This is a genomic window from Devosia sp. RR2S18 (assembly GCF_030177755.1).
In the GTDB taxonomy this organism is placed as follows: Bacteria; Pseudomonadota; Alphaproteobacteria; order Rhizobiales; family Devosiaceae; genus Devosia; species Devosia rhizosphaerae.
The window spans coordinates 3,859,314-3,883,905 of sequence record NZ_CP126539.1; the positions used below are offsets into that span (position 1 = coordinate 3,859,314).

Below are 24,592 nucleotides of genomic sequence, written 5' to 3' on the forward strand. Positions count from 1 at the left end.
GTGCACTAGAGCTTCCACTCGTGAGTAATGCACCCAAACTGCCGCCACTGACTATGCTGCGCGCGTTCGAAGCCGTCGGGCGCACCGGAGGGATGCGAAAAGCGGCAGCCGACATAGGTGTCAGTCACACGGTCGTTGGTCGCCACGTGCACAATCTTGAACATTGGATGGGGCAAAAGCTGGTGGAGACGACGCCGCGGGGCGTGGTGCTGACAGCCTCGGGGCAGGTCTTGTTTGGTGCGGTGGAGCGGGCGTTCAGGATCATCGGCAATTCCGCCGCCGAATTGCGACCGGCACACCCACGGACTGCGCTGAGAATCTGGTGCATGCCGGGCCTTGCCACCCGTTGGATGACACCACGCTTGGCGGTAATGGAAGCAGCTCTGGGGCCGGTTGATATCAGCTTGCGCGCGATTGACCGTCTACCCGACTTTTCCAGCGGCGAGGCTGACCTGATGATCGGGTTTGGCAGTGCCGATGCGATACCCGAGAACTCGCGCAAGCTGATCCAGCCGCGCATGTTTCCAGTGGCGAGCCCTATCTGGATCGCGCAGCACGGGGCCCCCGATGATTTGGCCGCGCTCGCGCGTGCGCCGCTGATCCATGAAGAGAGCAAGCAGCAATGGACCGACTGGTTCGATGCGATGCGGCACCGGCTCACTGATGAGTTGAAGGGACCCCGGCTATGGGACGCGAACCTGGGCTTTGATGCAGCCCTGGCCGGCCAAGGGATTGCCCTCGTCACCCGGCTGACAGCCGGTTCCGAGATCGATGAGGGGCGGCTTGTGGAAATTCTCGAGAGCCAGGTGCGGCTAGGCGGATACTACCTGATGATTGCGCCCCAAAGGCGAGGCAAGAGAATTCTGGCACAGTTCGAAGCGTGGCTGGCCGACAATCTGGCTGAGGACTAAGCGGCACCCATCTGGCTGCCGCGACGCAATGCCTAACCAATCTCCAGGACGCGCAGCCTTCCGGGCATCGATCTTTTCTGAGACTTACCGTCTTGACGAACCCGCAGTCGACGCCAAGCTTTGGTGAGCCCTTTCAAAGCAGCGTCCTGTTCTTCCATGCACAATAACACCAAACCCCTGATCGGGGTGATCTCCTGCACACGTTCAGTGGAGGGCGAAGAAGCCTACATTGTCAAAACCCGTTATGCGGATGCAGTGGCGCGCTACGCCCATGCCGTGCCCGTGATCTGCCCTGGTCTCGAGGCAACCCAGGATGCCGAGGCGCTGGTGGCGCGTCTCGATGCAATTCTGTTGACCGGCAGCAATTCCAACATCGAACCGGCACGGTATGGTGCAAACAGTGGACGCTCGCCCTTCGACCGCAGGCGAGACGCCATGACTGACGCGCTTGTTTCGGCCGCATTGAAAGCAGGCAAGCCCGTCTTTGGAATCTGCCGGGGGTTGCAGGAAATAAATGTCGCGCTTGGTGGGACCCTGATGGACCAGCGGGACTCAAGCATGCAGGACCTGCTTCATCATGCTCCCGACGGCGCTGACCTCGATGCGATGTTTGGGCACGCCCATATCGCCACACCGGTCCCGGGAACACCTTTGGCTGTTCTCCTCGGGGACGAACCACTTCGCATCAACAGTGTGCACTACCAGACAGTGGGCACACTCGGGGCAGGTCTCGTCGTGAACGCGACAGCCGAGGACGGCGTGGTGGAAGCCATCTCGTCAGCTCCCGGCGCACCCTCGCTCCTGGCCGTACAATGGCACCCCGAATGGCGCCCCGAAGGACGTGCCCATGATCTCCTCTTCTGGGAAGAAGTGGGTCGGATCGCTCGGCTAGGGCATTTTTGATAAAACTTCCTTATCGCTAAAATTGCAATTCGGAATTGGACAGGCTCGCGGCAACGGCTTTGATTGATGCATCAACTCAAGCCATGGCGATCATGTCCGACAAAAAGTTCTATCTCAAATTCGTCGATGCCAACGTGCAGGGCATCATCACGCTTTATTGGGACAACGCTCCCAAGACCTGCGAAGCCCTCTGGGGTGCGCTTGAAACGCCGATCCAGTGGAAGGCGACACATGCGATGTTCTCGGGGCCTGAAATCATGATGGGCCTTCCCGAGACGCACCGCAATTTCGATCCCACAGCACTTCCCCCGGAGAACCAGACGGTTCTTCCAGAACCAGGCGAGTTGCTCTGGTTCTACCAGCCCAAGAACTTCTTCAAGATTGACCCCACCGAGTTTTGGGAAATTGGCATGTTCTACGGCGTTGGGGGACGCACATTTGGTCCGACGGGTTGGATTCCCTGCACCTATTTCGGCAAAATGACGCAGAATCTTGAAGCCGTGGCCGAGCAGTGCCGTCTGATCCGCCTCGAAGGCGCCAAGACCGTGGAAGTCGGTCGCCTCGCCTAACATCACTTTGCCGGACCCAAGGGTCCGGCTTCGGTTCAACCAGGAAGGGAACGTCAAATGAAAGCAAAACTGAGCACCGCCGTTTTGGGCCTCTCGGCCCTCCTCGGCTCGACAGCCATGGCGCAGGACAATACGCTCACCATCAACTCGTTTGGTGGCGCCTATGAAGAAGCCCATCGCAACTGCGTCATCACCCCGTTTGAAGAAGCGACGGGTGCCACGGTGAACGTCGTCACCGCCTATTCAGCGGATGCCTTTGCCCAGCTGCGCGCCCAAAAGGATGCGCCGCAGTTCGACGTCATCCATTTCTCGGGTGGTCAGGAGATCGTTGCAGCAGATGAGGGCCTGCTGTCTCCGATTGACGCGGCTGCATTGAGCAATGCCGGGGATCTCTATGACTTCGCTAAGGCCAACTTGTCCGAGGGCGAAGGACCGGCCTACTCGATCGCGGCCATTGGTCTGGTCTACAATAGCGAGGCAATAACCACTGCTCCGACAAAGTGGACTGACCTTATGAACCCGGACTATGCCGAGCACCTGGTGCTTACGGACATTTCCAACGGCTATGGCATGCTGGGCTTCCTGATGCTCAATCAGGTGCAGGGTGGTGATCTGAACAACATTCAGCCAGGCCTTGATGCGGTAGGTCAGCTGCTTGACGCCGGCGCTCTGATCGTCTCCACTTCCCCCGAAATTCAGCAGGAGTTCGCACAGAACGACGCCTGGATTGCCCCATATGCTTCGGACTACGCCTACACCCTCCGCAATGCGGGCCTACCCACCAGGTTCACCCAAGGAGAGGAAGGTACGCCGGCCAGCTTTATCACGGCAAACCTTGTCGCTGGTCGACCCAACACCGAACTTGCCCTCGAGTTTATCGATCTGACAATTTCGGCGGATGCTCAGGCCTGCTTCGCTGAAGCGCTGCGCTATACCCCGACGAATTCCCAGACCGAGCTGGCCGAAGACGTCGCAGCCGACGTTGCATATGGCGAAGAGGCAGTTGCAGGACTGCTGCGCTTCGACCCAACCGTGATTGAAGCTAATCGCTCCACCTGGGTTGAGGAGTGGAACAAGGCCATCGCTCAGTAGCGCTGAGCACACTTGAATCTGAGCGCTCCCGGCGTTCTGCATCCCCGCCTTATCGGGCCGGAATGCTGACCTGGGGGCGCTCCAATGCACTAGCTGACGCCGGCGAGTAACCTCATCTTCTCAGCGAGGGCGTGCGCGAAAACCGCAATTGTATCTCTGTCCGACAAACAGCCGGCGACCGTTCCACGCGGATCTCGGCCGGTGACGGAGATCATCGCCATGTTTTTCAACTTGTGAACCACAGTGCCGGCAACCGCTCGAGAGACATCCTAAGCCGATGAACGACCGTACAGAAAACCTGCTGCTAGCCCTTCCTGGGGTTTTGCTGCTAGCCTTGGCCTTCTTCATGCCGATCGCCCAAATGTTGGCGTTGAGTTTCTCCGGTCCCGAAGGCTTGACACTGCAGCCCTTCGCACGGTTTTTGTCGGATTCATATTACCTCGGCATTCTGTGGCGCACCGTGCGCTTGTCTCTGCTCATAACCGCGATCTGCGCAGCTATTGGTTTTCCTCTCGCCTACATCATGACGAAAGTGGGTCCGCGGCTACGCCTTTGGCTCGTCGTCATGGTCATCCTGCCGCTGATGACCAGCGTGGTCGTACGTACATTTGGATGGATGGTCCTGCTCAGCCGCAGTGGGCTAGTCCCCGAACTGCTTCGGGATTGGGGCTTTGTAGGCCGGAACTTCGCGCTGATGCAGACCGAGACCGCCATCGTGATCGGCATGGTGCAGGTTCTCTTGCCGTTCATGACCCTCTCCATCCTGGGCGTGCTGACGCGGATGGATGGGCGCTTGGAGGAAGCCGCTCGAACAATGGGCTGCTCGTTTCTGCAGACCATCCGCACTGTCGTGCTGCCGCTTGCACTGCCTGGTATCGTCGCCGGCTCGCTCCTGTGCTTCACCCTGTCAGCCAGTTCCTTTGTGACCCCAAACCTGCTCGGCGGAACCCGTATCCAAGTCCTCGCGGCCTCCATCTACCGCTCGGTAACGGCAACCCCTGACTGGCCCTTCGCGGCAGCGCAAGCCGTCATCCTGTTCGCGGGCATCCTGCTGGTGCTCATTCCCTACATCAAGCTGACGGGGTCCAAGCATGGTTAGGGCTATTCCGCTTGGCCTGCGCGCCGCTGGTGTGATCTTCGTCGCGCTTACGGCACTTTTCCTGTTGGCGCCACTGATCGTCGTGGTAGGCGTTTCAGTGTCGGAAAGTCAGTTCATCGCCTTCCCGCCCGACGGATTGAGTCTACGTTGGTACCAGCAAGTTCTGTCGTCCGATGCCTATCTGGGCGCCGGCTGGATCAGCCTGCAAATCGCTGTCCTCGTTACGGTAATGGCAACTCTGATTGGCGGATCGGCCGCCATCGCCATTCACCGTCGCCAATTGCCATTTTCCGAATTGCTAGCAACGCTCTTCCTGTCGCCGCTGGTACTACCCACGATTATTTATGCGATTGGCATGCTGATGTTCTGGAGTGCGGCTTTCGGCCCGGTAACCCCTGCAGTCCTGGCGTTGAGCCACACGGTTGTCGCCTTGCCCTATGTCGTGCGGACAACGTTAGCGGTGCTGTCCGAGTCCGATCCCTATCTCGAGCAAGCGGCGCGCACGATGGGAGCGAACCGTCTCCAGCGGCTGTGGTTCGTAGTCGTACCGCAATGCCTTCCCGGTCTAGCTGCAGGGGCTTTCTTCGCCTTCAATATCTCCTTTGACGAGGCCGTCCTCTCGCTCTTTCTACGTGGCCCCACCCTGACAACCCTGCCGGTGCAAATCTACGGTCAGTTGGAGTTTTCTCCCGATCCCTCCGTTGCTGCCGTTTCCACCATCATGATCGCTCTGACAGTTGCTCTGATCGCCATCATAGATCGCATGCTGGGGCTAACCAAATTCGCGAGTTCATGACCATGGCAAATGTGCGCCTTACCGACATCCGGAAATCCTTCAACAAGACGCAGGTGCTGCACGGCATCTCCCTGGAAATTGCCTCCGGTGAATTCATCTCCTTGCTGGGGGCGTCCGGCTGCGGCAAAACCACGTTGCTGCGCATCGTGGCAGGCCTTGAGGGCGTAAGCGGCGGGCAGGTCGAGATCGACGGCCGCGACATGACCACGCTCCCGCCCGAGAAACGGGACATTGCAATGATGTTCCAATCCTATGCCCTGCTCCCCCATTTGAGCGTGGCTGAGAACGTGCGGTTTCCGCTGCGTATGCGCGGCATTGGCAGTCGGGAAGATCAGGCGGACAAAGTGAAAGGAGCGCTCGAGACTGTCCAGCTGGGACACCTTGCGGAACGCAAGCCGCGCGAGCTTTCGGGCGGACAGCAACAGCGCGTAGCCCTCGCCCGGGCGATCGTTTCTCGACCCAAGGTGCTGCTGCTGGACGAGCCGCTTAGCAACCTCGATGCGCGCCTCCGGGAGGACATGCAGGTGGAGCTGATCGAAATCCACCAACGTCTGGGGCTAACCACGATATTTGTCACGCACGATCAGGAAGAGGCACTCAGTCTGTCTGACCGCATTGTTCTGCTCAATGGGGGCCGTGTCGAGCAGGAAGGCACGCCCGCGGAGATTTACGGGCAGCCGGCTACTGCCTTCGCGTCTAATTTCATCGGTTCGGCCAACCTGCTGCCCGCCGAAATCGTGGAAAGCGCAGGAAGTCCGCTGGCACGCTTCGCCGACGGACAAGAGCTGGTTCTGCCAGACGAGGTTGTGGTGAGAGGGCGGGCGACCGTAGCGCTAAGACAAGAGGATCTTACCTTGACCGAAGCCGGGATCGGGCCGCGCGCGAAGGTGCGAACCCGCGTATTCTTGGGTGCTCGCAACCGTTATGTGATGACGCTGGCCGGCGAGACACTCCGGGCGCTCACCGGCAACGACATTGAATTCTCTGATGGGCAGGAGGTGTCATTGAGCATTGAACCTGCCCGCATTCGCGTAATCCCGGCAACGTCTGGAAGCCAAGCATGACCTACGAAACCCGCCTCTTCATTAATGGCGAATACATCCTCGGCCAGGGCTCTGACCTGCCCGCCCGTGAACCAGCAACGGGAGGACTCCTGGCCGAGGTGGCGTCTGCAGATCCCGAACAGATCAACAAGGCGGTGCATGCGGCTCATGCCGCTTTCGCCAGGTGGAGCCAGACCACCCCCAAGGAGCGGAGCTTGGCTCTGCTGCGTATTGCCGATGCAATCGAGCAGCGCGCCGAGGCGCTTGCCGATATCGAGTCGATAAACGCCGGCAAGCCATGGCGGTATGTCAAAGCCGGCGAGTTGGCCAATGTGGCCGATGTGTTCCGCTTCTTTGGCACGGCGGTTCGCAATGTGCCGGGCACAGTTGCCGACGGTTATCGTTCGAGCCGACACACCAGCATGCTGCGGCGCGACCCGATAGGCGTAATCGCATCCATCGCTCCCTGGAATTACCCGCTTTTGATGGCGGCCTGGAAGATCGCTCCAGCAGTGGCCGCTGGAAATTGCGTGGTTATTAAACCCTCGGAGAATACGCCGCTCAGTCTGCTATTGCTGGCATCAATTCTGGGAGAATTTCTGCCGCCAGGGGTCGTCAACGTGGTTTGCGGCGATGGACCGACCGTCGGACAGACGCTGATTACCCACCCTCTGGTGCGCATGATTTCATTGACCGGGGATATTCGTACCGGGCGTGCCGTCCTCAAGGCTGCGGCGGGCGAGAGCATAAAGCGCACACATCTCGAGCTTGGTGGTAAAGCACCAGTCATTGTTTGTGCGGACGCCGATGTCGATAAACTGGTCGAGACCCTGCGTGAGGCGAGTTTCTACAATGCGGGACAGGACTGCACCGCCGCCTGCCGCATCTTTGTGGATAAGTCGATAGCGCGCGACCTGACTGACAAGCTCTCCAGCATGATGGACTCGCTGGTCTACGGGGAGCCCAGGCGCGACGATGTCGAGTTCGGCCCCCTTATCACCGCCGCACAGCGCGACCGCGTGCTTGGCTTTGTCGAGCGAGCTCGCGCGAGTGGTGCCGATATCGTCACGGGTGGAACCGCGATAGATGGCAGCGGCTACTTCTGTGAGCCCACCTTGGTGGCTGCACCGTTCGAAGCGGAAATCGTCCAGAAGGAAGTGTTTGGCCCCGTCGTATCCATTACGGCCTTCGAGGAGGTGGAGACTGCCCTTGGTTGGGCGAACGCCTCGGAATATGGGCTTGCCTCCTCGGTTTGGTCGCGCGACGCAACGCAGGCTATGAACATAGCCAACCGCCTTGAGTACGGCGTGACTTGGGTCAACACGCATGGTGTTTTTGCTACCGAGATGCCACATGGCGGCATGAAGAACTCCGGCTACGGTTCGGATCTCTCCATGCAGTCACTGCTGGACTACACTCAGGTGCGGCACATTATGGTAGCGTCCTGAGCCAGGAAAAGCCTGCAGAACATGAGCAAGTCTGATAGAGGAAGCGCCATGCGCATCCTCGACATGACGACCTTTGTCGCTTTGGCCCGGCATCGGCATTTTGGCCGAGCGGCAGAGGAACTGCACACAACCCAACCAGCTATATCGATCCGCCTGGCGGCTATCGAGCAGGAGTTCGGTTGCAAGTTGATGCATCGTACTGGGCGAGCCTTTTCGCTGACCTCCGAAGGAGAACGGGTCCTCGCCACTTTCCGCAGCATCCTGGCCAACTACGAAGGCTTGAAACGGGAGCTCTCGGATCATTCAGACTTGGGCGCCAAGGTCGTGCGGATAGGTGCCATCGACTCCGTTTCCTCGACTTGGATGACGCCCTTGGTTGAGGATCTGCACTCCGCATTTCCAACGCTCAAGATTGAACTGACGATCGAAGGCACCAAGCACCTGATCGAGGGCCTCAATCGAGGCGAGTTTGACGTGATTTTCGCAGTTGATCCGGCCATCGGTGATAGTTTCCGCAGCTTCACCGCCTGCGTGCTACAGATGACATGGGCCGGGTCACCCAAAATCATCGATCCAGATCGCATCTATACGGTGGACGATCTGGCGGGAATGCCCATCATCACCTTCCCGAAAGATACACCACCCTACCGGATGATAGCTCCCTACTTCCAAGACGAGCAGGTTCTGGCCAGTAAACTCACGAGCTCAAATTCCCTGTATTCCATCGTCAACTTGCTGATCGACGGCTTCGGTGTTGGCGCTATTCCCACGGTCACCATCAAACGGGAACTTAAGCTCGGACTTTTACACCAGATCAACGTCAGCAAGCGCTTCCCCGCAATGCCCATCATCGGCAGTTACAATTCGGCAAGCGAAGTTGAGCTGGTTCGCCGCGTCGTGGAACAGGCGCGGCTGAATGCGGCACGCTTTTGTGCCAGTGTGGATCCGAACATGGCCTGGCTGAATTGACTTGGGACAGCTACTCCCACGAAGTTCAAAGCCACGCAGATTTTGGAAGGTCAACATGCGGAAAAAATTCAAACAGACTCTAGGCAGAGTGTGCGAGCAGATCCGATCCTTCCTTTCCGACGTAATCGATGACGACGTTCATCTTGGGGAGATCACAGTTCTAGATGGATCTGTCATTTCGACCAGTGACCATCTACGGAGGCAATGTAGTGATCGGCGCCGGCAGCGATCGGATCGCCAGCAAGCGAGCAGTTCCCGTATTAGACCTCAACAAATAGCCGCACCCATACACGTTTGTTTTTGACTGCCATTGAGTTTCGGCCGCTGCTTAGACGCCATCCACTCCAAACCGACAGCGCCGCTGGAATGACAAACTTGGGGCTAGACCGGCAGCTTTCAGGCGGCGACATAGAAATAGCTGCCGTTTGGCGGCGGTTTGGACGATGGCAGCTACCGCCCCCTACCTGCCGCCCAGACCACGATTTCCCTAGATCTGCCATTCAGTGCATATGGCTGCGGCTGCACCACGCCGTTTAGCTGAAACGCATCAGAACAACCGCGTCGAGGTCCGCCACGAGTTTGTCGATGTGGCGCAGTACCGATGCGGTTCCGCCCAGACCAGAATAACAGCCGTGCCGGATGCCCCGAGAGGCGAGGCCTTGATGAACGACAACGGAATCGAAAAAAGCGGAACCATGAGGAGACTTCAGATCACGCGTTGAAAGCTTGCCCTTGCAACCCAAGCCGTGACGCGACAGGATCCTGAGGGGGAGACTTTGCGCTTCAGTGCTATGTGCTCCGATGCTCGGAAGAAGGAAAAATCATTGCTCGATTTCAACATTGGGGAGGTTATCTACTCGAGCAAAGACCTCAGACAACATGAAGACAAACCATACCTGAGTGCGTTCAAGCAGCTCCTGGAGTGGCTAAGTTCGATTGGAAGTCAACGATGATCGGCTCAGCGGTCGCACCGCGAGGAAGGACTTTGGTGGCGGAAGTTCAAGAAGCATTGGTCGAGGGTGTTCGTCGCTGTCGCGTGGGCACACTCGAACGGCCTTTCGATGACCTGCAAAGTACGCGAAAGTGGTACTTCGATCATCTTGAGGAGCGTATATCCTCAAGTGCGAATGTTCCCGACTGCATCCTCCTCAACTGGCACAATCAGATTGTCGCTCGTATTACGCCGGATGGAAAGATTCATTCTCACCGTTGTTCAGGTGAAGCTACATGCCAGGCGTCAGAAATCTCACCAGAGAAGTGGCAACTTGCGATGATGAAGTGGCTGGGTGGTTGAGGTAAGACGCCTCTTTTTGATCTAAGTCCAACTGATGCGGGACTCATCAAAGGGCATTGCTTAGAGGCGCAACTATTTGCGGCCTGAAAGCAGCGCGAGGCCGGCTACTCACTACGCTTTATCTCCTCGCTCTCCTGCACACGTATCGCTGCTAAGAATGCCTTGAGGCGCGCTCCCCATGCGCATACTGGCCAAGCACCTGCAGGAAAGGTAATCAACTGACTTCGGCGCCGATGCCGGCCGCACACCTCTCCCCGAGCTATGAGCTCTGCAGTCCAATTCCACAGGTTTGAGATTCTATATGGCCAATCATACGTTCAGCTGTTTCGACGGTCACACCTGCGGCAATCCGGTGCGTCTAGTGGCAGGTGGCGCACCACGCCTCAGCGGCGCGAACATGATCGAAAAACGTGCTCACTTCTTGGCCGAGTTCGACTGGATACGCACAGGTCTGATGTTTGAACCGCGCGGTCACGACATGATGTCGGGTTCCATTCTCTACCCACCCACGCGTGAGGACTGCGATGTGGCGGTCCTCTTCATAGAAACGTCCGGGTGTCTGCCAATGTGCGGTCATGGCACAATCGGAACAGTCACCATGGCGATCGAGAACGGCCTGGTCACGCCCCGAGAACCTGGCAAACTCCGCCTCGATACTCCTGCTGGCCTTGTGACGGTCGAGTACCGAATGGAAGGCCGTTTCGTTGAAGACGTGCGCTTGACCAATGTTCCTGCCTTCCTTCACTCCGAGGACCTTTCCGCGAATGTAGAAGGCTTGGGTGAGATCAAGGTCGATGTCGCTTACGGGGGAAACTTCTACGCCATTGTTGAGGCGCAGCACGGCTTCCGCGACATCGCTGACTTCACAGCTGGCGATCTGGTCCGCCTCAGCCCGCAGCTGCGAAGCGCCCTTAACGCAAAGTACGAATTCGTCCACCCCGAGAACTCCGCAATACGAGGGCTCTCCCACATTCTCTGGACGGGAGAACCCACGGTCCCAGGCGCAACGGCGCGCAATGCGGTCTTTTATGGCGAGAAGGCGATAGACCGATCCCCATGCGGCACTGGCACTTCAGCGCGCATGGCCCAGTGGGCGGCAAAGGGCCGGCTCAGCGTTGGCGACGAGTTCGTGCATGAGAGCATCATCGGCAGCCTGTTCCGCGGGCGGGTGGAAGAGGCGGCCAAGGTGGGGGATCGCGGGGCCATCATTCCCTCGGTCTCTGGCTGGGCCCGCCAGACCGGCATAAACACCATCTTCATCGACGATCGCGACCCCTACGCTCGCGGCTTTGCTGTGATCTAGGATCATGGAACCACCTGCCGCAGGAACGCGCCTATCTGTCATCGATCTGAACCGGAGGGTCGAAGCGATCTTTTCCAAAGCCGGGCTCTCGGAAATGCAGGCACTGGCACTGGCTCGAGCCATCACCGCTGCGGAACGCGACGCATGCCCATCGCACGGAATCTACCGGATAGAGGGGTGCCTGCGCACGGTGAAAGCCGGCAAGGTCGATCCGGCAGCCGAGCCCGTCCTCCAGCTCGACGACACAGCGGTTGTGCGGGTCGATGCCAAATACGGCTTTCCTGCCCTGCGGTCGAACTCGGGCTTCCGTCACTCGTTGAACGAACCCAGACCTACGGGCTCGCCGCGTTGGTCATTAACAATTGCACCCATTTTTCTGCGCTCTGGTACGAGATAGAACTTCTGACGCAACTCGGACTAGCAGGGCTTGCGATGTGCCCAAGCTACGCTACCGTTGCGCCCACGGGTGGCAGCAGACCTCTGCTGGGCACCAATCCCCTCGCCTTCGGATGGCCGCGCCCCAACCAGCTTCCCTATGTGTTTGATTTTGCCACGAGCGTCGCCGCTCGAGGCGAGATCGAGCTCTACCGCCGCGCGGGCGAACAACTGCCAGACGGGTGGGCGCTCGACGCAGCCGGGGCTCCAACCAATGATCCTGATGCGGCCTTGGCAGGCGCCATGTTGCCGTTCGGGGGGCACAAAGGGTCGGCCATTTCCACGATGATTGAGCTCTTGGCCGCCGCCATGATCGGAGATCTGACCAGTCATGAAGCACTCGATCAGCTGGGGTCGACCACACTCGCGCCGCGCCATGGCGAGCTGATTATCGCCTTTGATCCACTAAAGTTCTCATTCAGCGGTTCAGGAGACCCGTTCTCCCGCGCAGAGACCATATTGTCGTCTATCGTTGGGCAGGGAGCCCGCCTCCCCTCCTCGAGACGCTACGCGGCACGCGTAGATGCTGAGCTCAACGGCGTTGCGATTAGTGGTGCTGACGCTGCCATGCTCGATCGTTTACTGGCGGGCGGGCTCGACGCGATCGCCTAGTGCCAGAGGCAGGACGCCGGTTCGAACCCGGTGATGCCGCCTTAGGGCTGAAACTCCACGACCTCTCTGTCCTCGCTCATTGTGCGGGGAGGACGGGATCGTGACGCAGGCTGAATGCCTTTTTCTTCATGTCTTCGATCAGCGCTGCCATCGCTCCGGAGGCAGCCTCCGCATCTCCTTTGACGAAATGGTCCATTACTCTGCAGTGGAGCAAAACGGCTGCCTCTATGCCTGTGTCGGCAAAGAAGCGGAACCAGAACCGACGCGAGTGTGACTGCAAGGGTCGCAGTGTCGCTGACAGGTATGGGTTCGGGCAAGCGCTGGCCAAAGCGGCATCGAACGCTTTGTCGGCCTCCAGGAACGCCGATGTATCGCTGTGCGCGAGCGCGTGAAGCATCTCCTGCCGGCACTCTTCAACCCGCCGGCGCTGAGCACCGGTAGCAAAGCGGGTCGAGAGCAATGCCAGACTTGGCTCAAGCATCCTTCGGACATCGAGCACATTCAGAAAATCGTCGGGCCGGATCTCTGCGATACGGATGCCAGCACGAGGTCGGATCTCGACCAACCCTTCCAGCGCAAGTCTCTGCAGCGCTTCTCGTGCCGGCGTCCGCCCTACTCCGGACAGCTCAATCGTGCTGGCTTCGCTAACGACCGTGCCCGGCTCTATTTCAAGCATGACGATCTTGCGCTCAAGCGCGAGATAAGCCAACTGAGAGTGGCTTTCTGTGGTGGTGGGCAGCATGCAACACCTAAAGTTTTCGAGGCCAGGTGTCCGAAATCTTGTAGCCTCCCGGCCATGGGTCATCAGGATCGAGCATCTCCTGACGCGACCCAGTAATCCAAGCGCGGCCGGTGATCGAGGGCACTATCGCTCGCTTGTCTGCCAGCCTGGCATCCCGCTCAACGCGGCAGTCAAAGCGGGAGTCGATGATTGAACGGCCAATGAATCGATCACCCACGCTGAGTTGCCCGCGCTCTCTCAGCACTGCCATTCGCGCAGAGCAGCCCGTACCGGTGGGCGAACGGTCGATTTTTCCAGGCTGGATTACAACCGCACTCCTGCCGCTCATCACACCTTCCTCCGTGCCTAGCGGACCCGCGATCTGACAGAAAGAAATGTGGTTCCACTCGGCGTTTGTTGGATGGGTGAAGCCCAGTTGTTCGTTGGCCGCACGGGTGATCTTCACGCCGGACTCGGAAAGCTCCCTGGCCTCATCGGGTATGAGGCCAAATCCGAGCGCCTCTGCATCCACAATCACGAAACTGTCCCCGCCATAAGCGGTATCCACCACCAGTGTGCCTAGCCCTTCCACCTCCAGGTGCGCGCCAAGCCTGTCGGCAAAGCTGGGCACATTGTGAACCGTGATCCGCTGAGCTTTCCCGCCGACGCAGTGCGCAACCACTTCCACCAATCCGCCGGGTGCCTCGAGCACCATATAGGTTTCGGGCTCGGTCATTTCGATGATGCCGGTGTCAAGCAGAACCGTCGCAACGCAGATCGAATTCGAGCCGCTCATGGGCGGAGTGTCTTCGGGCTCCATGATTATCCAGCCCATCTGTGCGCGAGGGTCTTTGGGCGGGACCAGCAGATTAACGTGGCGGAATACGCCACCGCGAGGCTCGTTCAACACGAAATCACGTAAGGTCTTGTCCTGTGCAATCCAGCGCGACTGTTCCCAGAGGGTTTCCCCTGGCGGTGGGGCGACCCCGCCGACGATCACGTCGCCGACCTCTCCTTCCGCGTGGCACCCCACGATGTGGATCGTCTTCACCGAACGCATCTACTCCTCCTCGACCACCAACTATCTAGCGAAGAGTGCGAAACGCTGTGGCCGGAACGGCGTCAAGTCGATAGAAGGAGCTTCGCGATTGAGCAACTGAGTCACGAGCCGGGCGGTGCCGGCCGACTGAGTGAGACCCAGATGTCCATGACCGAAGGCGTAAACAATGTCGGCCCCGGCTCGAGAGTGGCCTATGGCTGGGAGGCTATCGGGCAAAGACGGACGATAGCCCATCCACTGCTTTCCGCCTTCGATCTTGAGATCGGGCAGGAAGGCCTTGGCCTTTTTCAGCATGGCATCGGCGCGAGCGAAGTTGGGCCCTATGTTCAGCCCTCCCAGCTCCACGGCCCCCCCAATTCGAACTCCGATCTCGAGTGGGGAGATTACAAAGCCGTGGCCTCCGAAAATCAGCTGACGCTTGAGCTCGATTGCGCCCGATGGGAGCGTCGTATTGTAGCCGCGCTCTGTTTCGAGAGGGATCCGGTCGCCCAGTTGAGTGGTCAGCTTGTTTGACCAGGCGCCGCCTGCGATCACCACCTGCCGGGCTGCCAGAGTACGGCCATCCTGCAGCGACACCTCTGTGCCTTCCCCGGAGCGCCGAACGGAGTTCACGGCGCCCAGCGCGAACTTTGCTCCCCGAGCTTGTGCAGCTGCGGCAATAGCGACGGTATAGGAATAGGGATCGTCCACCATCCGCCATTGCGGGACCAAGGTGCCGGCGTAAAATCGGTCGGAAAGACCTGGTTGCACCTCTGCTAACGCAGTTCCTTGCACATGCTCAAAAGCGATATCCTGCTTCTCGCGCTCAGCCCAGGCGGGCAGGGACGCCCGATATTCGTTTTCGCTTTCGTAGAGTTCGAGCGAACCGGTGGTCCCGACCTTGCTGCCGATCCCCGCCTCTTGCACGAGCCAGTCCGTCGCTGCTTGCGACAGGCGCATCATCTCGGCTTGCGCTCGGATCGAAGCCTGGATCTTGTCAGGCCAGCCCGCGCGCCAAAAGCGGATCAGCCAGGGCGTGACCTGCGGCAGGTAGCGTGGCGGGATCGTTAGCGGCCCCAAGGGGTCGGCCAGCCACCGCGGAACTTTGGCCAGCATACCTTTGGTGGCCAGCGGAATGATGTCTGAGAAGGCAAACGCCCCCGCATTGCCCGCACTGGTTTCGCCGGCGACGCCCTTGGGATCGATGACGAGCACGGAACGCCCCGCAGCTTGTAGTGCGAAGGCGCATGAGGTGCCAATCACTCCCGCACCAACTACCAAGACATCGGCTGACGTGGCCAAATCCTGCTCGTAGTGCACCTGTGCCTGGGCTTGCAGTGTCATTGAGTACTCTTGGTAAGTTTGCAGACCCTGCGACTCCTACTCGCCGAGATATGCTTGGACTATCGAAGTGTCCTGACGCAGCCCGGCGGCATCGTCCTGCATGCGAATTCGTCCACTCTCCAGCACGTATCCATAGTGGGCGAGCTTGAGTGCCAACCGTGCATTCTGCTCCACGAGCAGAATGGTGGTGCCGGCCTGATTGAGGCGCTTCACAATGCCCATGGTCTCAAGAACCAGCTTTGGAGCGAGCCCCATCGATGGCTCATCGAGCAGGATCAACTTGGGCCCATGCATGATCGCTCGGCCGATCGCAAGCATCTGCTGTTCGCCACCGGAGAGCAAAGCCCCATCTCCGCTTTGACGCCTTTCAAGTATCGGGAACAGATCGAACACTTCCCGCATGCGCTTCTTGCGCAATGCAGGATCTTTGACCGTGAAGGCCCCGAGCTCAAGGTTCTCCTTGACTGTGAGCCCGCGCAGGATATGCCGCCCTTCCGGCACCTGAACCAGCCCCGTCCTGGCGATCTCGTGAGCGTTTTTTCTGGTGATGTCCTCACCAAGAAACTCCACGGTGCCAGCGCTCGCGCGGACAAGGCCGGAAATAGTTTTGAGGGTCGTCGACTTGCCGGCGCCATTCGCCCCAAGCAAGGTAACGATCTGTCCTTCGCGCACTTCCAGGTCGATGCCGCCAAGCGCCTGAATGCGGCCGTAACCTGCCTCCACCCCGGTAAGCTTCAGGACGACGTTTCCAGACGTGCTCATAACACGTCCTCGGCGTCTTCCTGACCGAGATAGGCCTCGATCACCTTGGGATCGGACTGGATTTCCTTGGCGGTTCCCTCTGCAATCATCTTGCCGTGGTCGAGAACGCTGATGCGTTCGGAAATCTTCATCACCAACCCCGTGTCATGTTCAATCAGCAGTACCGAAACGCCACGCTCGGCTCGGATGCGGGTGATCAAGTCGATCAGTGCAGTCTTCTCGCCAGCATTCAAACCCGCTGCCGGCTCATCCAACAGCAGCAGCTTGGGCTGGGTGGCCAGTGCACGGGCGATCTCAACCAATCGCTGATGACCGTAAGCGAGCGTGGTGGCTTCGCGGTCAGCCAGATGTTCCAGGCCAACAAACTCCAGGCATTCGAGGCAGTATTGGTAGATCTCCCTTTCCTCACGCCGCTGGGAGGGCAAGCGGAGAACGGCTGCTAGGGCGCCCGCCTTGGTGCGGCAGTGCATGCCGCTCATGACGTTTTCCATCACCGTCATTTCGCGGAACAGGCGCACGTTCTGGAATGTGCGGGCGATGCCGGCCTGAGTGACCTGGTGCGGCTTAAGCTTGAGCATGTCACGCCCGGCAAACATCACCTGACCCTGCTGCGGCTTATAAAAGCCCGTAATGGAGTTGAACAGCGACGTCTTGCCAGCACCATTTGGGCCAATCAGGCTGACGATCGCGTCCTTTGGGATTGAGAAGTCAACATCCTCGAGCACGGTGTTGCCGGCAAACGCCAGCGTCACCCCCGACAGCGCCAAGAGAGTATCGTTCGCCACCGCTATGCCCTCCTTGCCGGCCAAATGCCTGAGGGGCGGAACAGCATGATGAGCAGCAACCCCACGGCGAATACGAGCAGTCGGAACTCACCCAAATCTCGTAGAAGTTCCGGGCCGAGAATGATGATGAAGGCGCCCAAGATAACGCCAGGAATTTTGCCCATTCCGCCCAGAATAACCGCCATCAGTACCAGGACCGACTGCTCGAAAGAGAAGCTTTCCGGAGAAATGGCGCCAAGATTTGTCGCGAAAAAAGCCCCGCCGATTGCGCCGAATATGGCTCCGATCACGTAGGCAGCAAGTTTGACCTTCACCCGGTTGATACCCATAGCCTCCGCCGCGTCCTCGTCGTGACGAACGTAGAGCCAGGCCCTTCCCAGACGCGAGTTGGCCAGCCGGAAAGACGCCAACACCGCGAGGGCGGCTAAAAAGACGAAAACGTAATAGTAATCGATGCTAGAGTTTATGTGCCACCCGAACAGCCACGGATCCTGGATGCCCGACAGACCACTGGCGCGCCCGGTGACTTCAAGATTGCGCGCTGAGAACCGTACAATCTCACCAAAGCCAAGCGTCACGATGGCGAGATAGTCCGACCGCAGGCGCAAGGTGGGGCCGCCGATGATCACCCCAGCAAGTATTGCGGCCAAAATTGCAAACGGGAATGCGACCCAGAAGTTGAATCCGAACTGAACCGTGAGCACACCGATGGTGTACGCGCCAACAGCAAAAAACGCGGCATACCCAAGATCGAGAAGACCAGCATACCCCACCACGATATTGAGCCCCAGACAGAGCACAACATAGAGCAGCGCATTGGTGAGGATTACGATCCCGTATGGGCCAAAGATCAGCGGCGCGGCAATCAGAACCGCCAGTGCGATGAGGCACGCCACCCACCGAACGCGGGCATCCTGAAGAAACGGGCCTAGGCCATGATCGGGAAGCGCGGGCTTGGCATCGGGCATCACATGCGCTCCTGTTCGGATTTTCCCAACAGTCCTGTCGGCTTGAGCACCAGCACGAGAATGAGAATGGCGAAGGAGAATACGTCCTTCCACTCACTGCCTACGCCCGGAAGCTGTGTCCCGAAGGCCTCCAGAAGACCCAGGATAAGCCCGCCGAGCATCGCTCCAGGTATAGATCCGATGCCACCAATCACTGCGGCGGTGAAAGCTTTGAGCCCTATCAGAAAGCCCATGAAGTACCAGACAGAACCGTAATAGGCGCCAGCCATCGTACCTGCTGCAGCTGCCAAAGCAGAACCGATCAGGAACGTGATGGCGATGACGGCCGAGACATTGATGCCCATCAACTGGCACATGTCCTTGTCGATCGCCACCGCACGCATGGCCCGCCCGTACTGGGTGCGCGAAACAAAGAGCTCTAGCGCTATCATCAGCAGGGCAGCAATCCCGATCAGAATCATCTGGTTATAGGTGATAAACAGATTGCCCAGATTGATGCCGCCGAAACCGAAGTCGGACCGGAAGGCAGTGTACTGTCCATGCGTCAGCGCCAGAACCGTGTTCTGAAGGACCAGCGAAACCGCCAACGCGGTGATCAGGATCGAAAGGCGGGGAGCCCGAAGCATGGGGTGATAGGCCACTCGCTCGATCACGACGCCGAGGCAGCCGACCGCGATCATCGACATGAACATCGCAATGGCGACACCGCCCCAGCCGGCGCCGACGACACTTGAGATTGCTGAAAGTGCCAGAAACCCGACAAACCCACCGACCATGTATAGGTCACCGTGGGCGAAATTGAGCAGTTTGATGACCCCGAAGATCATCGTATACCCCAGAGCAACCAGAGCGTAGAAGGACCCGAGCACCAGCCCGTTTACTATCTGCTGCAACACAACGTCAAACGTTGTCATATCCACTCGCCTCGCGTTCGCGGTGGCGCGACAGTATGCCGGCGCACGCGTTCCGCGCGCCGGACATGTGCACTCACCTTACTGTCTGATCAATCGTCAGCGCGCGTCCAGGCGCCGCCCTGACCTTCGAGAACGATGAAGTTGGAGCGGGCCAGCGTGTTCTCTTCCGTAAAGGAGATCGGACCGGCAAGCCCTTCGAAACCATCTACGGAGGCTAGCGCTGCAACGATGGCATCGGCGTCAGTGGAGCCAGCTTCCTCGATGGCTTGAGCGAGGAGCTTCATGCCGTCATAGGCAAGCGGAGCGTATGGGCCCGGTGCACCACCAAATTCAGCCTCATAATCTTCGATGAAAGAAGCTGCCTCTGGCAGAAACTGTGCCGTCGGGTTTGAGAACGCGAACACGCCTTCGGCCGCTTGACCGGCAATGTCGAAGAGCTGCGGCGAGTTGGATCCATCACCTACAGCGATTTCGCCCTGATAACCGGCTTGGCGGAGTTGACGGATGAGCAGCCCGCCATCCGCGTAGTAGGCGGTCCAGAACACTGCATCGGGGTTGGCGGAACGGATGTTCGTGACCACAGCAGAGTAGTCCTGCTCGCCCTTGTTGACCGTCTCGGTGGCCGCTACTGTATGACCCGCCTCCTCCCATGCTTCGGCGGTCAGATCAGCCAGGTCTTGCGAATAGGCGTCTCCCTGGTTAACGATCGCCAAGGTTTCGACTCCTTGACCCTCGAGGAACTCGACGGCCTTCGCCGCTTGATCGGCGCCCGTCGAATTAATCATGAATGCGTTGCCAGGATTCTCTGGGATCAACTGCGTCGAGTTGGCGGCGGCGATTACGAACGGAACATTGGCATCGCCATAGATTTGCATCGTCGGCAGTGTGGCACCGGAGCAATACCCACCCACAACACCGACCACCCCTGCCGAAACCAGACGGCTCGCAGCATTCACCGACTGCTGCGGGTCACAAGCGGTATCGCCCGTCACGATGGCCAATTGCTCGCCGAGCAGACCACCATCAGCATTGATTTCGTTGATAGCGAGCTGAACGGCATTGATCATGTCTTGTCCATACGTCGCTTCAGAACCGGTAGTTGGCACCTGCACGCCGATGTCTAGAGCCTGCGCACTGACGCTCGTTGAAAGAGCGACAACGCCAGCAATTAGTGCCCGTGTGAAAATCTGCATCATTCCTACTCCCTTGGGTGAATTCCAGCGCTGGTATCGTGCACCTAACAAGCTGAGCTTGTGAAGCCGCTTTCAGTGGAGCTCTTCGCTACGGTGACAGCCCTCTGATGCCAGCCGCCTGATATATCTATCATGCACGTGAAGCGTATCCATGCAAGCGCATAGCGCTTGTCCGTTTCCTGGCCTGAGCAGGTTCTTCAGCTCGATAGTCCAGCCTCGAGTCCCGCCCTCGACGTATTGACCGCCGCGAATAGATATATCAGACTTCTTGGAGGTGGCAGTTGTTCAGACCGCCCTCCCTCAGCAGTTGATTAACGCCGCGCTGCGAAAGTCAGCGATAACCACGAGACACACCATGAACGCCGACATTTTCAACGGCACTCTGCCGGCCCTTATGACGCCATGCAACGCCAACCGCGAGCCGGACTACGATGCTCTGGTCCAAAAGGCTCTGAGGTTGATGGAAGCGGGGATGTCCGGGATTGTCTACTGCGGCTCCATGGGAGACTGGCCCCTTCTTACCGATCAGCAGCGTCAGGAGGGCGTAGCACGACTTGTCGGTGCTGGCATTCCCGTGGTGGTGGGCACCGGTGCCATCAACTCGGCAAGCGCGGTCAGCCATGCTGCCCATGCCGCTAAGGTGGGGGCTGCCGGCTTGATGGTGATCCCGCGTGTCCTATCGCGCGGGCCCAGCAGCCTTGCGCAGAAGGCACACTTCAAAGCGATCCTCTCTGCAGCTCCCGATCTTCCGGCGGTGATCTACAACAGCCCATACTATGGTTTCTCAACGCGCGCAGATCTCTTCTTCGACCTGCGCTCCGAACATAAAAACCTCATTGGCTTTAAGGAATTTGGCGGTGCTGACGACCTCCGGTACGCGGCTGAATACATCACCAGCATTGATGCAGACGTTACGCTCATGGTCGGTGTGGACACCATGGTTTACCATGGGTTTGTGAGCTGCGGGGCTCGCGGTGCAATCACCGGGATCGGCAATGCCCTGCCGAAGGAAGTGCTCCACTTGGTGGAATTGTCCCGCAAGGCCGCAAAGGGAGATGCCAAAGCCCGGGCGGCCGCCAAGCAGCTCGATGAGGCGATGAATGTACTGGCTTCCTTCGACGCGGGCCCCGACCTAGTCCTCTACTACAAATATCTTGCCACCTTGGCGGGCGATGATTGCTACGAGCACCACTTTATCGAAACTGACCGGCTGTCGGATAGCCAGCGCGAGTATGCCCGTGCTCAATTCGAGCTCTTCCGAGCCTGGTATAGTTCTTGGTCAGCTACTCAGTAATGTAACTCTGGCGGCAGCGAACTTGTCGCGTGGCGCTGTGGGAACACCGCGTTGTAGGAAAGAAGATCGTGGCCAGACTGATGGAGGCTAAACGACGTTGCGCCCGCAGGCTCTTATGTGGCCTAATCGCCGATGGAGAAGCGCATCGCCTCTATGCTCAGTTTGGCTTCGTTCCCAGTGCCCCTGCCTGCATCGGCATGGGCTAGTTCATCCGGCCCCTTCGCAGTGACCTACCGGAACTAGAATTGCATTCCAGGCACCACGCACTAGGCGGAGTTTACTTGTGAAGCGTAAGCTTGATCTATACCGAGCCGAAAAGCTGCCATGCTTCAGAAGCAGCCTGCCTCGCGTTCTAAAGAAAGATAAAGCTGACCGGCAGCTATCAGGAGACCAGGCCAAAGGCCTGTACGGCGCGAATGGGGGCGCACAGCTGCTGGGCAGCTTTGCGATCTTTCCCACGAGACGCTAGAGCGTCGCTTGTAGCCACGATTCGAATCAGGCGCTCCTTGCCGCAGCTTTCGGTCTGCAACTTCCTCCAACGCGCCAGACGTTCAGGATCGAGCATCCCAACTGCCACCAACGCGAAACATAGCGCAGCTTGGTTCGTGATATGATTACAACTTTGAAAGCTTGCATCCTAGAGTGTTGCGACGCTCCGTTGAACCCACCGGTAGAGGGCGGGTTGTCCGTTTGTGCTAAGATTACATGGAAGACGTGTCAAAACCCGGCGAATTGACGAAAGATCAGCGGCGCCATGACTGCGGTTGCTAATCCGTTTAGTGCCATTGCCAGTCCGGCAAACGTGCCAGCGACTTGATCTACCTGGAAGGCCCTAGCGGTGCCGATGCCATGTGAGGTGAGTCCCGCTGCAAAGCCCCGGGCAGCAAAGTCGGTGATCTTAAAGGCATTCATCAGGGGCGTGACGATCACAGCCCCTAGGATGCCGGTTGAAATCACGAGGACCGCCGTAAGTGCGGGTTCGCCGCCGATTTCGCCAGCGATGCCGACCGCAATACCGGCCGTCACCGATTTCGGCACTAGCGCCAAAACGATCTGGTGTCCTGCTCCCACGAGCGCAGCGATGCCGGACGCGGACAGTATGGCGAAAGGTGCCCCTACCAGCAGCGCTGCAAGGATCGGCAGGGCCGACGCGCGCACCAGATGCCGACTTCGATAAAGAGGCACCGCAAGCGCCACGGTCGCGGGACCTAGAATGAAATGTATGAACTGGGCGCCATCGAAATATATGTCGTAGCTGGTTCCGGTCACCTGCAGCAGCACGACCATCACGACGATGGTGATTAGCACTGGATTGACGACCGGGTGATATCCACTGGCCCGAGCAAGGCGCTGCGCAGCAAGGAATGCCCCGATCGTCAGGGTCAGCCAAAGCAGTGGGCTGGCGGCGAGATAGGCCCAGAGATCAAGGGCCGGTGGGGTCACGACTGAACCTGCCGGTGAGCGGTCCAGCGGCTGACCAGCCGGAAGACTCCCATGGTAACCAACAGCGTTAGAACCGTCGACAGCACCAGAGCGCCCACAAGAGCGATCCCGTTGTCGACAATCAGCTGGTAATGCTGCGAGATGCCTACGCCGGCAGGGATGAACACGAGGCCCAGATTGCTAAGGAGGCCGTCGGCTGCCTTGGCGACCTCACCCTGTTCCGCCGCTTCGGATGGTTTTAGTCGTCCGCGCGTCAGCATGATAACAAACAGCAAGACGATGCCGATGACAGGGCCGGGAATGGGCCAGCCCATTCCGCGGACAATGACTTCGCCAACCAGCTGGCACGCAAGGAGAACAAACAGTCCGAGCAGCATGGCGACTCTCAATTTCCGGGCAGCATCTAGCGCCGCGGAGTCATTGCAACCGGTTCTTGGCGAAGTGGCCTCGGGCCATGATAGCAGCCATCCGCGCGCCATCTCCCTGCAATTGGGAAATGTCTTCGAGCGGATTCCCGTCGACCACCAGAATATCGGCCGAAGCGCCGGCGGCGACCACCCCCGCCACACCCTCCAACCGGCACAGTCGGGCGCCGATGGTGGTGGCGGAGCGGATAATCTCGGCGGGCGTGAGCACCTTTGCCAGGAGCTCGAACTCCATGCAATGGTGTTTGCGCAGCGCGCCCAGGAGATCCGAGCCGAACGCCATGGGCAGACCCGCGTCGCGCATGACCTCCAAGGAGCGCATTCCGCCGCTGCGGACCACCTCGATCTTGGCGAACTCAGCAGCTCCGAGGCCAAGGGCTTCGCCTTCTAACGCCAACGCCTCGTAGGCGACGAGCGTGGGCACGGCGATGCAGCCTTTTTCGGCAGCGAGACGCGCCGTTTCGGGTTCGATCAGGTTGCAATGCTCGAGCGAATGCACGCCCAGTTCCACACAGCGAAGAATAGCCTTGTCGGTATAGACGTGTGCGGCCACGTAGATCCCCGCATTCTCGGCTTCTTCGACCATGGCCAGGATCTCCTCGCGGGAATACTGGATGGAATGGATGGGATCGTTGGGCGAGGACACGCCGCCATTGGCCATGACCTTGATGAAGTTTGCCCCTTCCTTGATCATAGTGCGGCAGGCGGCACGGACATTGTCGACCCCGTCGACGATCAGACCCATCGACCCGAGGCGGTCCGAAAAGAGGCCAGGCCGGTCGTCGGTGCGCGAGCGCAGATCGGCATGGCCGCCCGTGGTGGTCAGGCCCTTGCCGCAGATGACGATCCGGGGCCCCGCAATCACGCCCTCATCGACGGCGCGGACCAGCCCGTAGTCGGCCCCTCCCAGGTCGCGCAGCGTGGTGAAGCCGCGCATCAGCGCCTCGTTCATCACGCGCGCGGCGCGCAGGGCGGCAAGCGAAGCCGGCGCCGTCATGTTGCCCCACAGATCAAGGGTTTCGGCCACCACATGGACATGGCAGTCGATCAGCCCCGGCATCAGCGTGCGACCGTCCAGATCGATGGTCGCCGCATCGGACGGCGCCACGAGGCCAGGGCCAACCTGGGCAATGGTGTCGCCGACCACCAGCACATCGAGACCGTCAAGGAGGGCGCCGGCCTCGGCGTCGAGCACGCGCCCACCGGTGAAGAGATAGCTTGAGGTCATGG

The 24,592-nt window shown here is 59.2% G+C and carries 23 protein-coding genes and 1 pseudogene; 13 read left to right on the top strand and 11 right to left on the bottom strand.

The features are described from left to right. The first annotated feature begins 20 nt into the window (after positions 1-20). From QOV41_RS19130 to QOV41_RS19185, 12 genes and pseudogenes are all read left to right on the top strand, one after another. A complete protein-coding gene (locus QOV41_RS19130) occupies positions 21-911 on the top strand; it encodes a LysR substrate-binding domain-containing protein (RefSeq protein WP_284578551.1) in 891 nt (296 codons plus the stop codon). A 156-nt stretch (positions 912-1,067) separates the two neighbouring features. After that, the gene (locus tag QOV41_RS19135; protein ID WP_284578553.1) at positions 1,068-1,814 is read left to right on the top strand and encodes a gamma-glutamyl-gamma-aminobutyrate hydrolase family protein; all 747 of its coding nucleotides are present in this window, start codon (positions 1,068-1,070) and stop codon (positions 1,812-1,814) included. 92 nt (positions 1,815-1,906) lie between these two features. Beyond that, a complete protein-coding gene (locus QOV41_RS19140) occupies positions 1,907-2,383 on the top strand; it encodes a DUF3830 family protein (RefSeq protein ID WP_284578554.1) in 477 nt (158 codons plus the stop codon). Positions 2,384-2,440: 57 nt separating this feature from the next. Further along, a complete protein-coding gene (locus tag QOV41_RS19145; RefSeq protein ID WP_284578556.1) occupies positions 2,441-3,475 on the top strand; it encodes an ABC transporter substrate-binding protein in 1,035 nt (344 codons plus the stop codon). Between the two features lie 277 nt (positions 3,476-3,752). Continuing rightward, the gene (locus QOV41_RS19150; RefSeq protein WP_284578557.1) at positions 3,753-4,574 is read left to right on the top strand and encodes an ABC transporter permease; all 822 of its coding nucleotides are present in this window, start codon (positions 3,753-3,755) and stop codon (positions 4,572-4,574) included. Beyond that, positions 4,567-5,370: an ABC transporter permease gene (locus QOV41_RS19155; RefSeq protein ID WP_284578558.1), complete on the top strand. Its 804-nt coding sequence runs from the start codon at positions 4,567-4,569 to the stop codon at positions 5,368-5,370. Before QOV41_RS19150 ends, QOV41_RS19155 begins: the two co-directional genes overlap by 8 nt. Then, positions 5,367-6,434 carry an ABC transporter ATP-binding protein gene (locus tag QOV41_RS19160; protein ID WP_284578559.1) on the top strand — a complete coding sequence of 356 codons (1,068 nt, stop codon included), beginning with the start codon at positions 5,367-5,369 and terminating at the stop codon, positions 6,432-6,434. Before QOV41_RS19155 ends, QOV41_RS19160 begins: the two co-directional genes overlap by 4 nt. Next, on the top strand, positions 6,431-7,861 hold the full coding sequence (locus tag QOV41_RS19165; protein WP_284578562.1) for an aminobutyraldehyde dehydrogenase: 1,431 nt from the start codon (positions 6,431-6,433) through the stop codon (positions 7,859-7,861). Before QOV41_RS19160 ends, QOV41_RS19165 begins: the two co-directional genes overlap by 4 nt. A gap of 21 nt (positions 7,862-7,882) precedes the next feature. Then, positions 7,883-8,830, top strand: a complete 948-nt coding sequence (locus QOV41_RS19170; protein ID WP_284578565.1) for a LysR family transcriptional regulator — start codon at positions 7,883-7,885, stop codon at positions 8,828-8,830. Positions 8,831-9,752: 922 nt separating this feature from the next. Continuing rightward, the gene (locus QOV41_RS19175) at positions 9,753-10,124 is read left to right on the top strand and encodes a hypothetical protein (RefSeq protein WP_284578566.1); all 372 of its coding nucleotides are present in this window, start codon (positions 9,753-9,755) and stop codon (positions 10,122-10,124) included. A gap of 301 nt (positions 10,125-10,425) precedes the next feature. Further along, positions 10,426-11,427 (top strand): 4-hydroxyproline epimerase, encoded by a 1,002-nt coding sequence (locus QOV41_RS19180; RefSeq protein WP_284578568.1) that lies wholly within the window; start codon positions 10,426-10,428, stop codon positions 11,425-11,427. A 4-nt stretch (positions 11,428-11,431) separates the two neighbouring features. Continuing rightward, positions 11,432-12,474: pseudogene (locus tag QOV41_RS19185) on the top strand (Ldh family oxidoreductase). Between the two features lie 76 nt (positions 12,475-12,550). Here the strand turns inward: QOV41_RS19185 and QOV41_RS19190 are convergent. The 8 genes from QOV41_RS19190 to QOV41_RS19225 form a co-directional block, all read right to left on the bottom strand. Continuing rightward, positions 12,551-13,216 (bottom strand): GntR family transcriptional regulator, encoded by a 666-nt coding sequence (locus QOV41_RS19190; protein ID WP_284578570.1) that lies wholly within the window; start codon positions 13,214-13,216, stop codon positions 12,551-12,553. Between the two features lie 7 nt (positions 13,217-13,223). Continuing rightward, the gene (locus tag QOV41_RS19195; RefSeq protein WP_284578572.1) at positions 13,224-14,255 is read right to left on the bottom strand and encodes a trans-3-hydroxy-L-proline dehydratase; all 1,032 of its coding nucleotides are present in this window, start codon (positions 14,253-14,255) and stop codon (positions 13,224-13,226) included. A gap of 21 nt (positions 14,256-14,276) precedes the next feature. Continuing rightward, the gene (locus QOV41_RS19200; RefSeq protein ID WP_284578573.1) at positions 14,277-15,578 is read right to left on the bottom strand and encodes an NAD(P)/FAD-dependent oxidoreductase; all 1,302 of its coding nucleotides are present in this window, start codon (positions 15,576-15,578) and stop codon (positions 14,277-14,279) included. A 36-nt stretch (positions 15,579-15,614) separates the two neighbouring features. Then, positions 15,615-16,340 (bottom strand): ABC transporter ATP-binding protein, encoded by a 726-nt coding sequence (locus tag QOV41_RS19205; RefSeq protein ID WP_284578575.1) that lies wholly within the window; start codon positions 16,338-16,340, stop codon positions 15,615-15,617. Then, positions 16,337-17,125 carry an ABC transporter ATP-binding protein gene (locus QOV41_RS19210; protein WP_284578576.1) on the bottom strand — a complete coding sequence of 263 codons (789 nt, stop codon included), beginning with the start codon at positions 17,123-17,125 and terminating at the stop codon, positions 16,337-16,339. Before QOV41_RS19210 ends, QOV41_RS19205 begins: the two co-directional genes overlap by 4 nt. 2 nt (positions 17,126-17,127) lie before the next feature. Beyond that, positions 17,128-18,093, bottom strand: a complete 966-nt coding sequence (locus QOV41_RS19215) for a branched-chain amino acid ABC transporter permease (RefSeq protein WP_284578577.1) — start codon at positions 18,091-18,093, stop codon at positions 17,128-17,130. Continuing rightward, positions 18,093-19,007 (bottom strand): branched-chain amino acid ABC transporter permease, encoded by a 915-nt coding sequence (locus tag QOV41_RS19220; RefSeq protein WP_284578579.1) that lies wholly within the window; start codon positions 19,005-19,007, stop codon positions 18,093-18,095. The genes QOV41_RS19215 and QOV41_RS19220 overlap by 1 nt, the downstream gene beginning before the upstream one ends. Positions 19,008-19,096: 89 nt before the next feature. Continuing rightward, a complete protein-coding gene (locus tag QOV41_RS19225) occupies positions 19,097-20,203 on the bottom strand; it encodes a branched-chain amino acid ABC transporter substrate-binding protein (RefSeq protein WP_284578582.1) in 1,107 nt (368 codons plus the stop codon). 352 nt (positions 20,204-20,555) lie between these two features. On the opposite strand from QOV41_RS19225, the gene QOV41_RS19230 reads away from it, so the two are divergent. Beyond that, positions 20,556-21,494, top strand: a complete 939-nt coding sequence (locus QOV41_RS19230; protein WP_284578583.1) for a dihydrodipicolinate synthase family protein — start codon at positions 20,556-20,558, stop codon at positions 21,492-21,494. A 717-nt stretch (positions 21,495-22,211) separates the two neighbouring features. Here QOV41_RS19230 and QOV41_RS19235 read toward each other — a convergent pair. From QOV41_RS19235 to QOV41_RS19245, 3 genes are read right to left on the bottom strand one after another with little or no spacing between them, the layout of a single operon-like run. Continuing rightward, positions 22,212-22,937 carry an LrgB family protein gene (locus QOV41_RS19235; protein ID WP_284578584.1) on the bottom strand — a complete coding sequence of 242 codons (726 nt, stop codon included), beginning with the start codon at positions 22,935-22,937 and terminating at the stop codon, positions 22,212-22,214. Then, a complete protein-coding gene (locus QOV41_RS19240; RefSeq protein WP_284578586.1) occupies positions 22,934-23,314 on the bottom strand; it encodes a CidA/LrgA family protein in 381 nt (126 codons plus the stop codon). Before QOV41_RS19240 ends, QOV41_RS19235 begins: the two co-directional genes overlap by 4 nt. A 40-nt stretch (positions 23,315-23,354) precedes the next feature. After that, on the bottom strand, positions 23,355-24,590 hold the full coding sequence (locus QOV41_RS19245) for a metal-dependent hydrolase family protein (RefSeq protein ID WP_284578587.1): 1,236 nt from the start codon (positions 24,588-24,590) through the stop codon (positions 23,355-23,357). Positions 24,591-24,592 lie beyond the last annotated feature (2 nt).

Excerpts from the sequence above, each read along its gene's own strand:
- QOV41_RS19215 (WP_284578577.1), bottom strand. The coding sequence starts at position 18,093 with ATGCCCGATGCCAAGCCCGCGCTTCCCGATCATGGCCTAGGCCCGTTT.
- QOV41_RS19165 (WP_284578562.1), top strand. The coding sequence starts at position 6,431 with ATGACCTACGAAACCCGCCTCTTCATTAATGGCGAATACATCCTCGGC.
- QOV41_RS19140 (WP_284578554.1), top strand. The coding sequence starts at position 1,907 with ATGTCCGACAAAAAGTTCTATCTCAAATTCGTCGATGCCAACGTGCAG.
- QOV41_RS19195 (WP_284578572.1), bottom strand. The coding sequence starts at position 14,255 with ATGCGTTCGGTGAAGACGATCCACATCGTGGGGTGCCACGCGGAAGGA.
- QOV41_RS19190 (WP_284578570.1), bottom strand. The coding sequence starts at position 13,216 with ATGCTGCCCACCACCACAGAAAGCCACTCTCAGTTGGCTTATCTCGCG.
- QOV41_RS19230 (WP_284578583.1), top strand. The coding sequence starts at position 20,556 with ATGAACGCCGACATTTTCAACGGCACTCTGCCGGCCCTTATGACGCCA.
- QOV41_RS19150 (WP_284578557.1), top strand. The coding sequence starts at position 3,753 with ATGAACGACCGTACAGAAAACCTGCTGCTAGCCCTTCCTGGGGTTTTG.
- QOV41_RS19180 (WP_284578568.1), top strand. The coding sequence starts at position 10,426 with ATGGCCAATCATACGTTCAGCTGTTTCGACGGTCACACCTGCGGCAAT.
- QOV41_RS19245 (WP_284578587.1), bottom strand. The coding sequence starts at position 24,590 with ATGACCTCAAGCTATCTCTTCACCGGTGGGCGCGTGCTCGACGCCGAG.
- QOV41_RS19240 (WP_284578586.1), bottom strand. The coding sequence starts at position 23,314 with ATGCTGCTCGGACTGTTTGTTCTCCTTGCGTGCCAGCTGGTTGGCGAA.
- QOV41_RS19135 (WP_284578553.1), top strand. The coding sequence starts at position 1,068 with ATGCACAATAACACCAAACCCCTGATCGGGGTGATCTCCTGCACACGT.
- QOV41_RS19160 (WP_284578559.1), top strand. The coding sequence starts at position 5,367 with ATGACCATGGCAAATGTGCGCCTTACCGACATCCGGAAATCCTTCAAC.
- QOV41_RS19145 (WP_284578556.1), top strand. The coding sequence starts at position 2,441 with ATGAAAGCAAAACTGAGCACCGCCGTTTTGGGCCTCTCGGCCCTCCTC.
- QOV41_RS19225 (WP_284578582.1), bottom strand. The coding sequence starts at position 20,203 with ATGATGCAGATTTTCACACGGGCACTAATTGCTGGCGTTGTCGCTCTT.
- QOV41_RS19200 (WP_284578573.1), bottom strand. The coding sequence starts at position 15,578 with ATGACACTGCAAGCCCAGGCACAGGTGCACTACGAGCAGGATTTGGCC.
- QOV41_RS19205 (WP_284578575.1), bottom strand. The coding sequence starts at position 16,340 with ATGAGCACGTCTGGAAACGTCGTCCTGAAGCTTACCGGGGTGGAGGCA.
- QOV41_RS19220 (WP_284578579.1), bottom strand. The coding sequence starts at position 19,007 with ATGACAACGTTTGACGTTGTGTTGCAGCAGATAGTAAACGGGCTGGTG.
- QOV41_RS19170 (WP_284578565.1), top strand. The coding sequence starts at position 7,883 with ATGAGCAAGTCTGATAGAGGAAGCGCCATGCGCATCCTCGACATGACG.
- QOV41_RS19155 (WP_284578558.1), top strand. The coding sequence starts at position 4,567 with ATGGTTAGGGCTATTCCGCTTGGCCTGCGCGCCGCTGGTGTGATCTTC.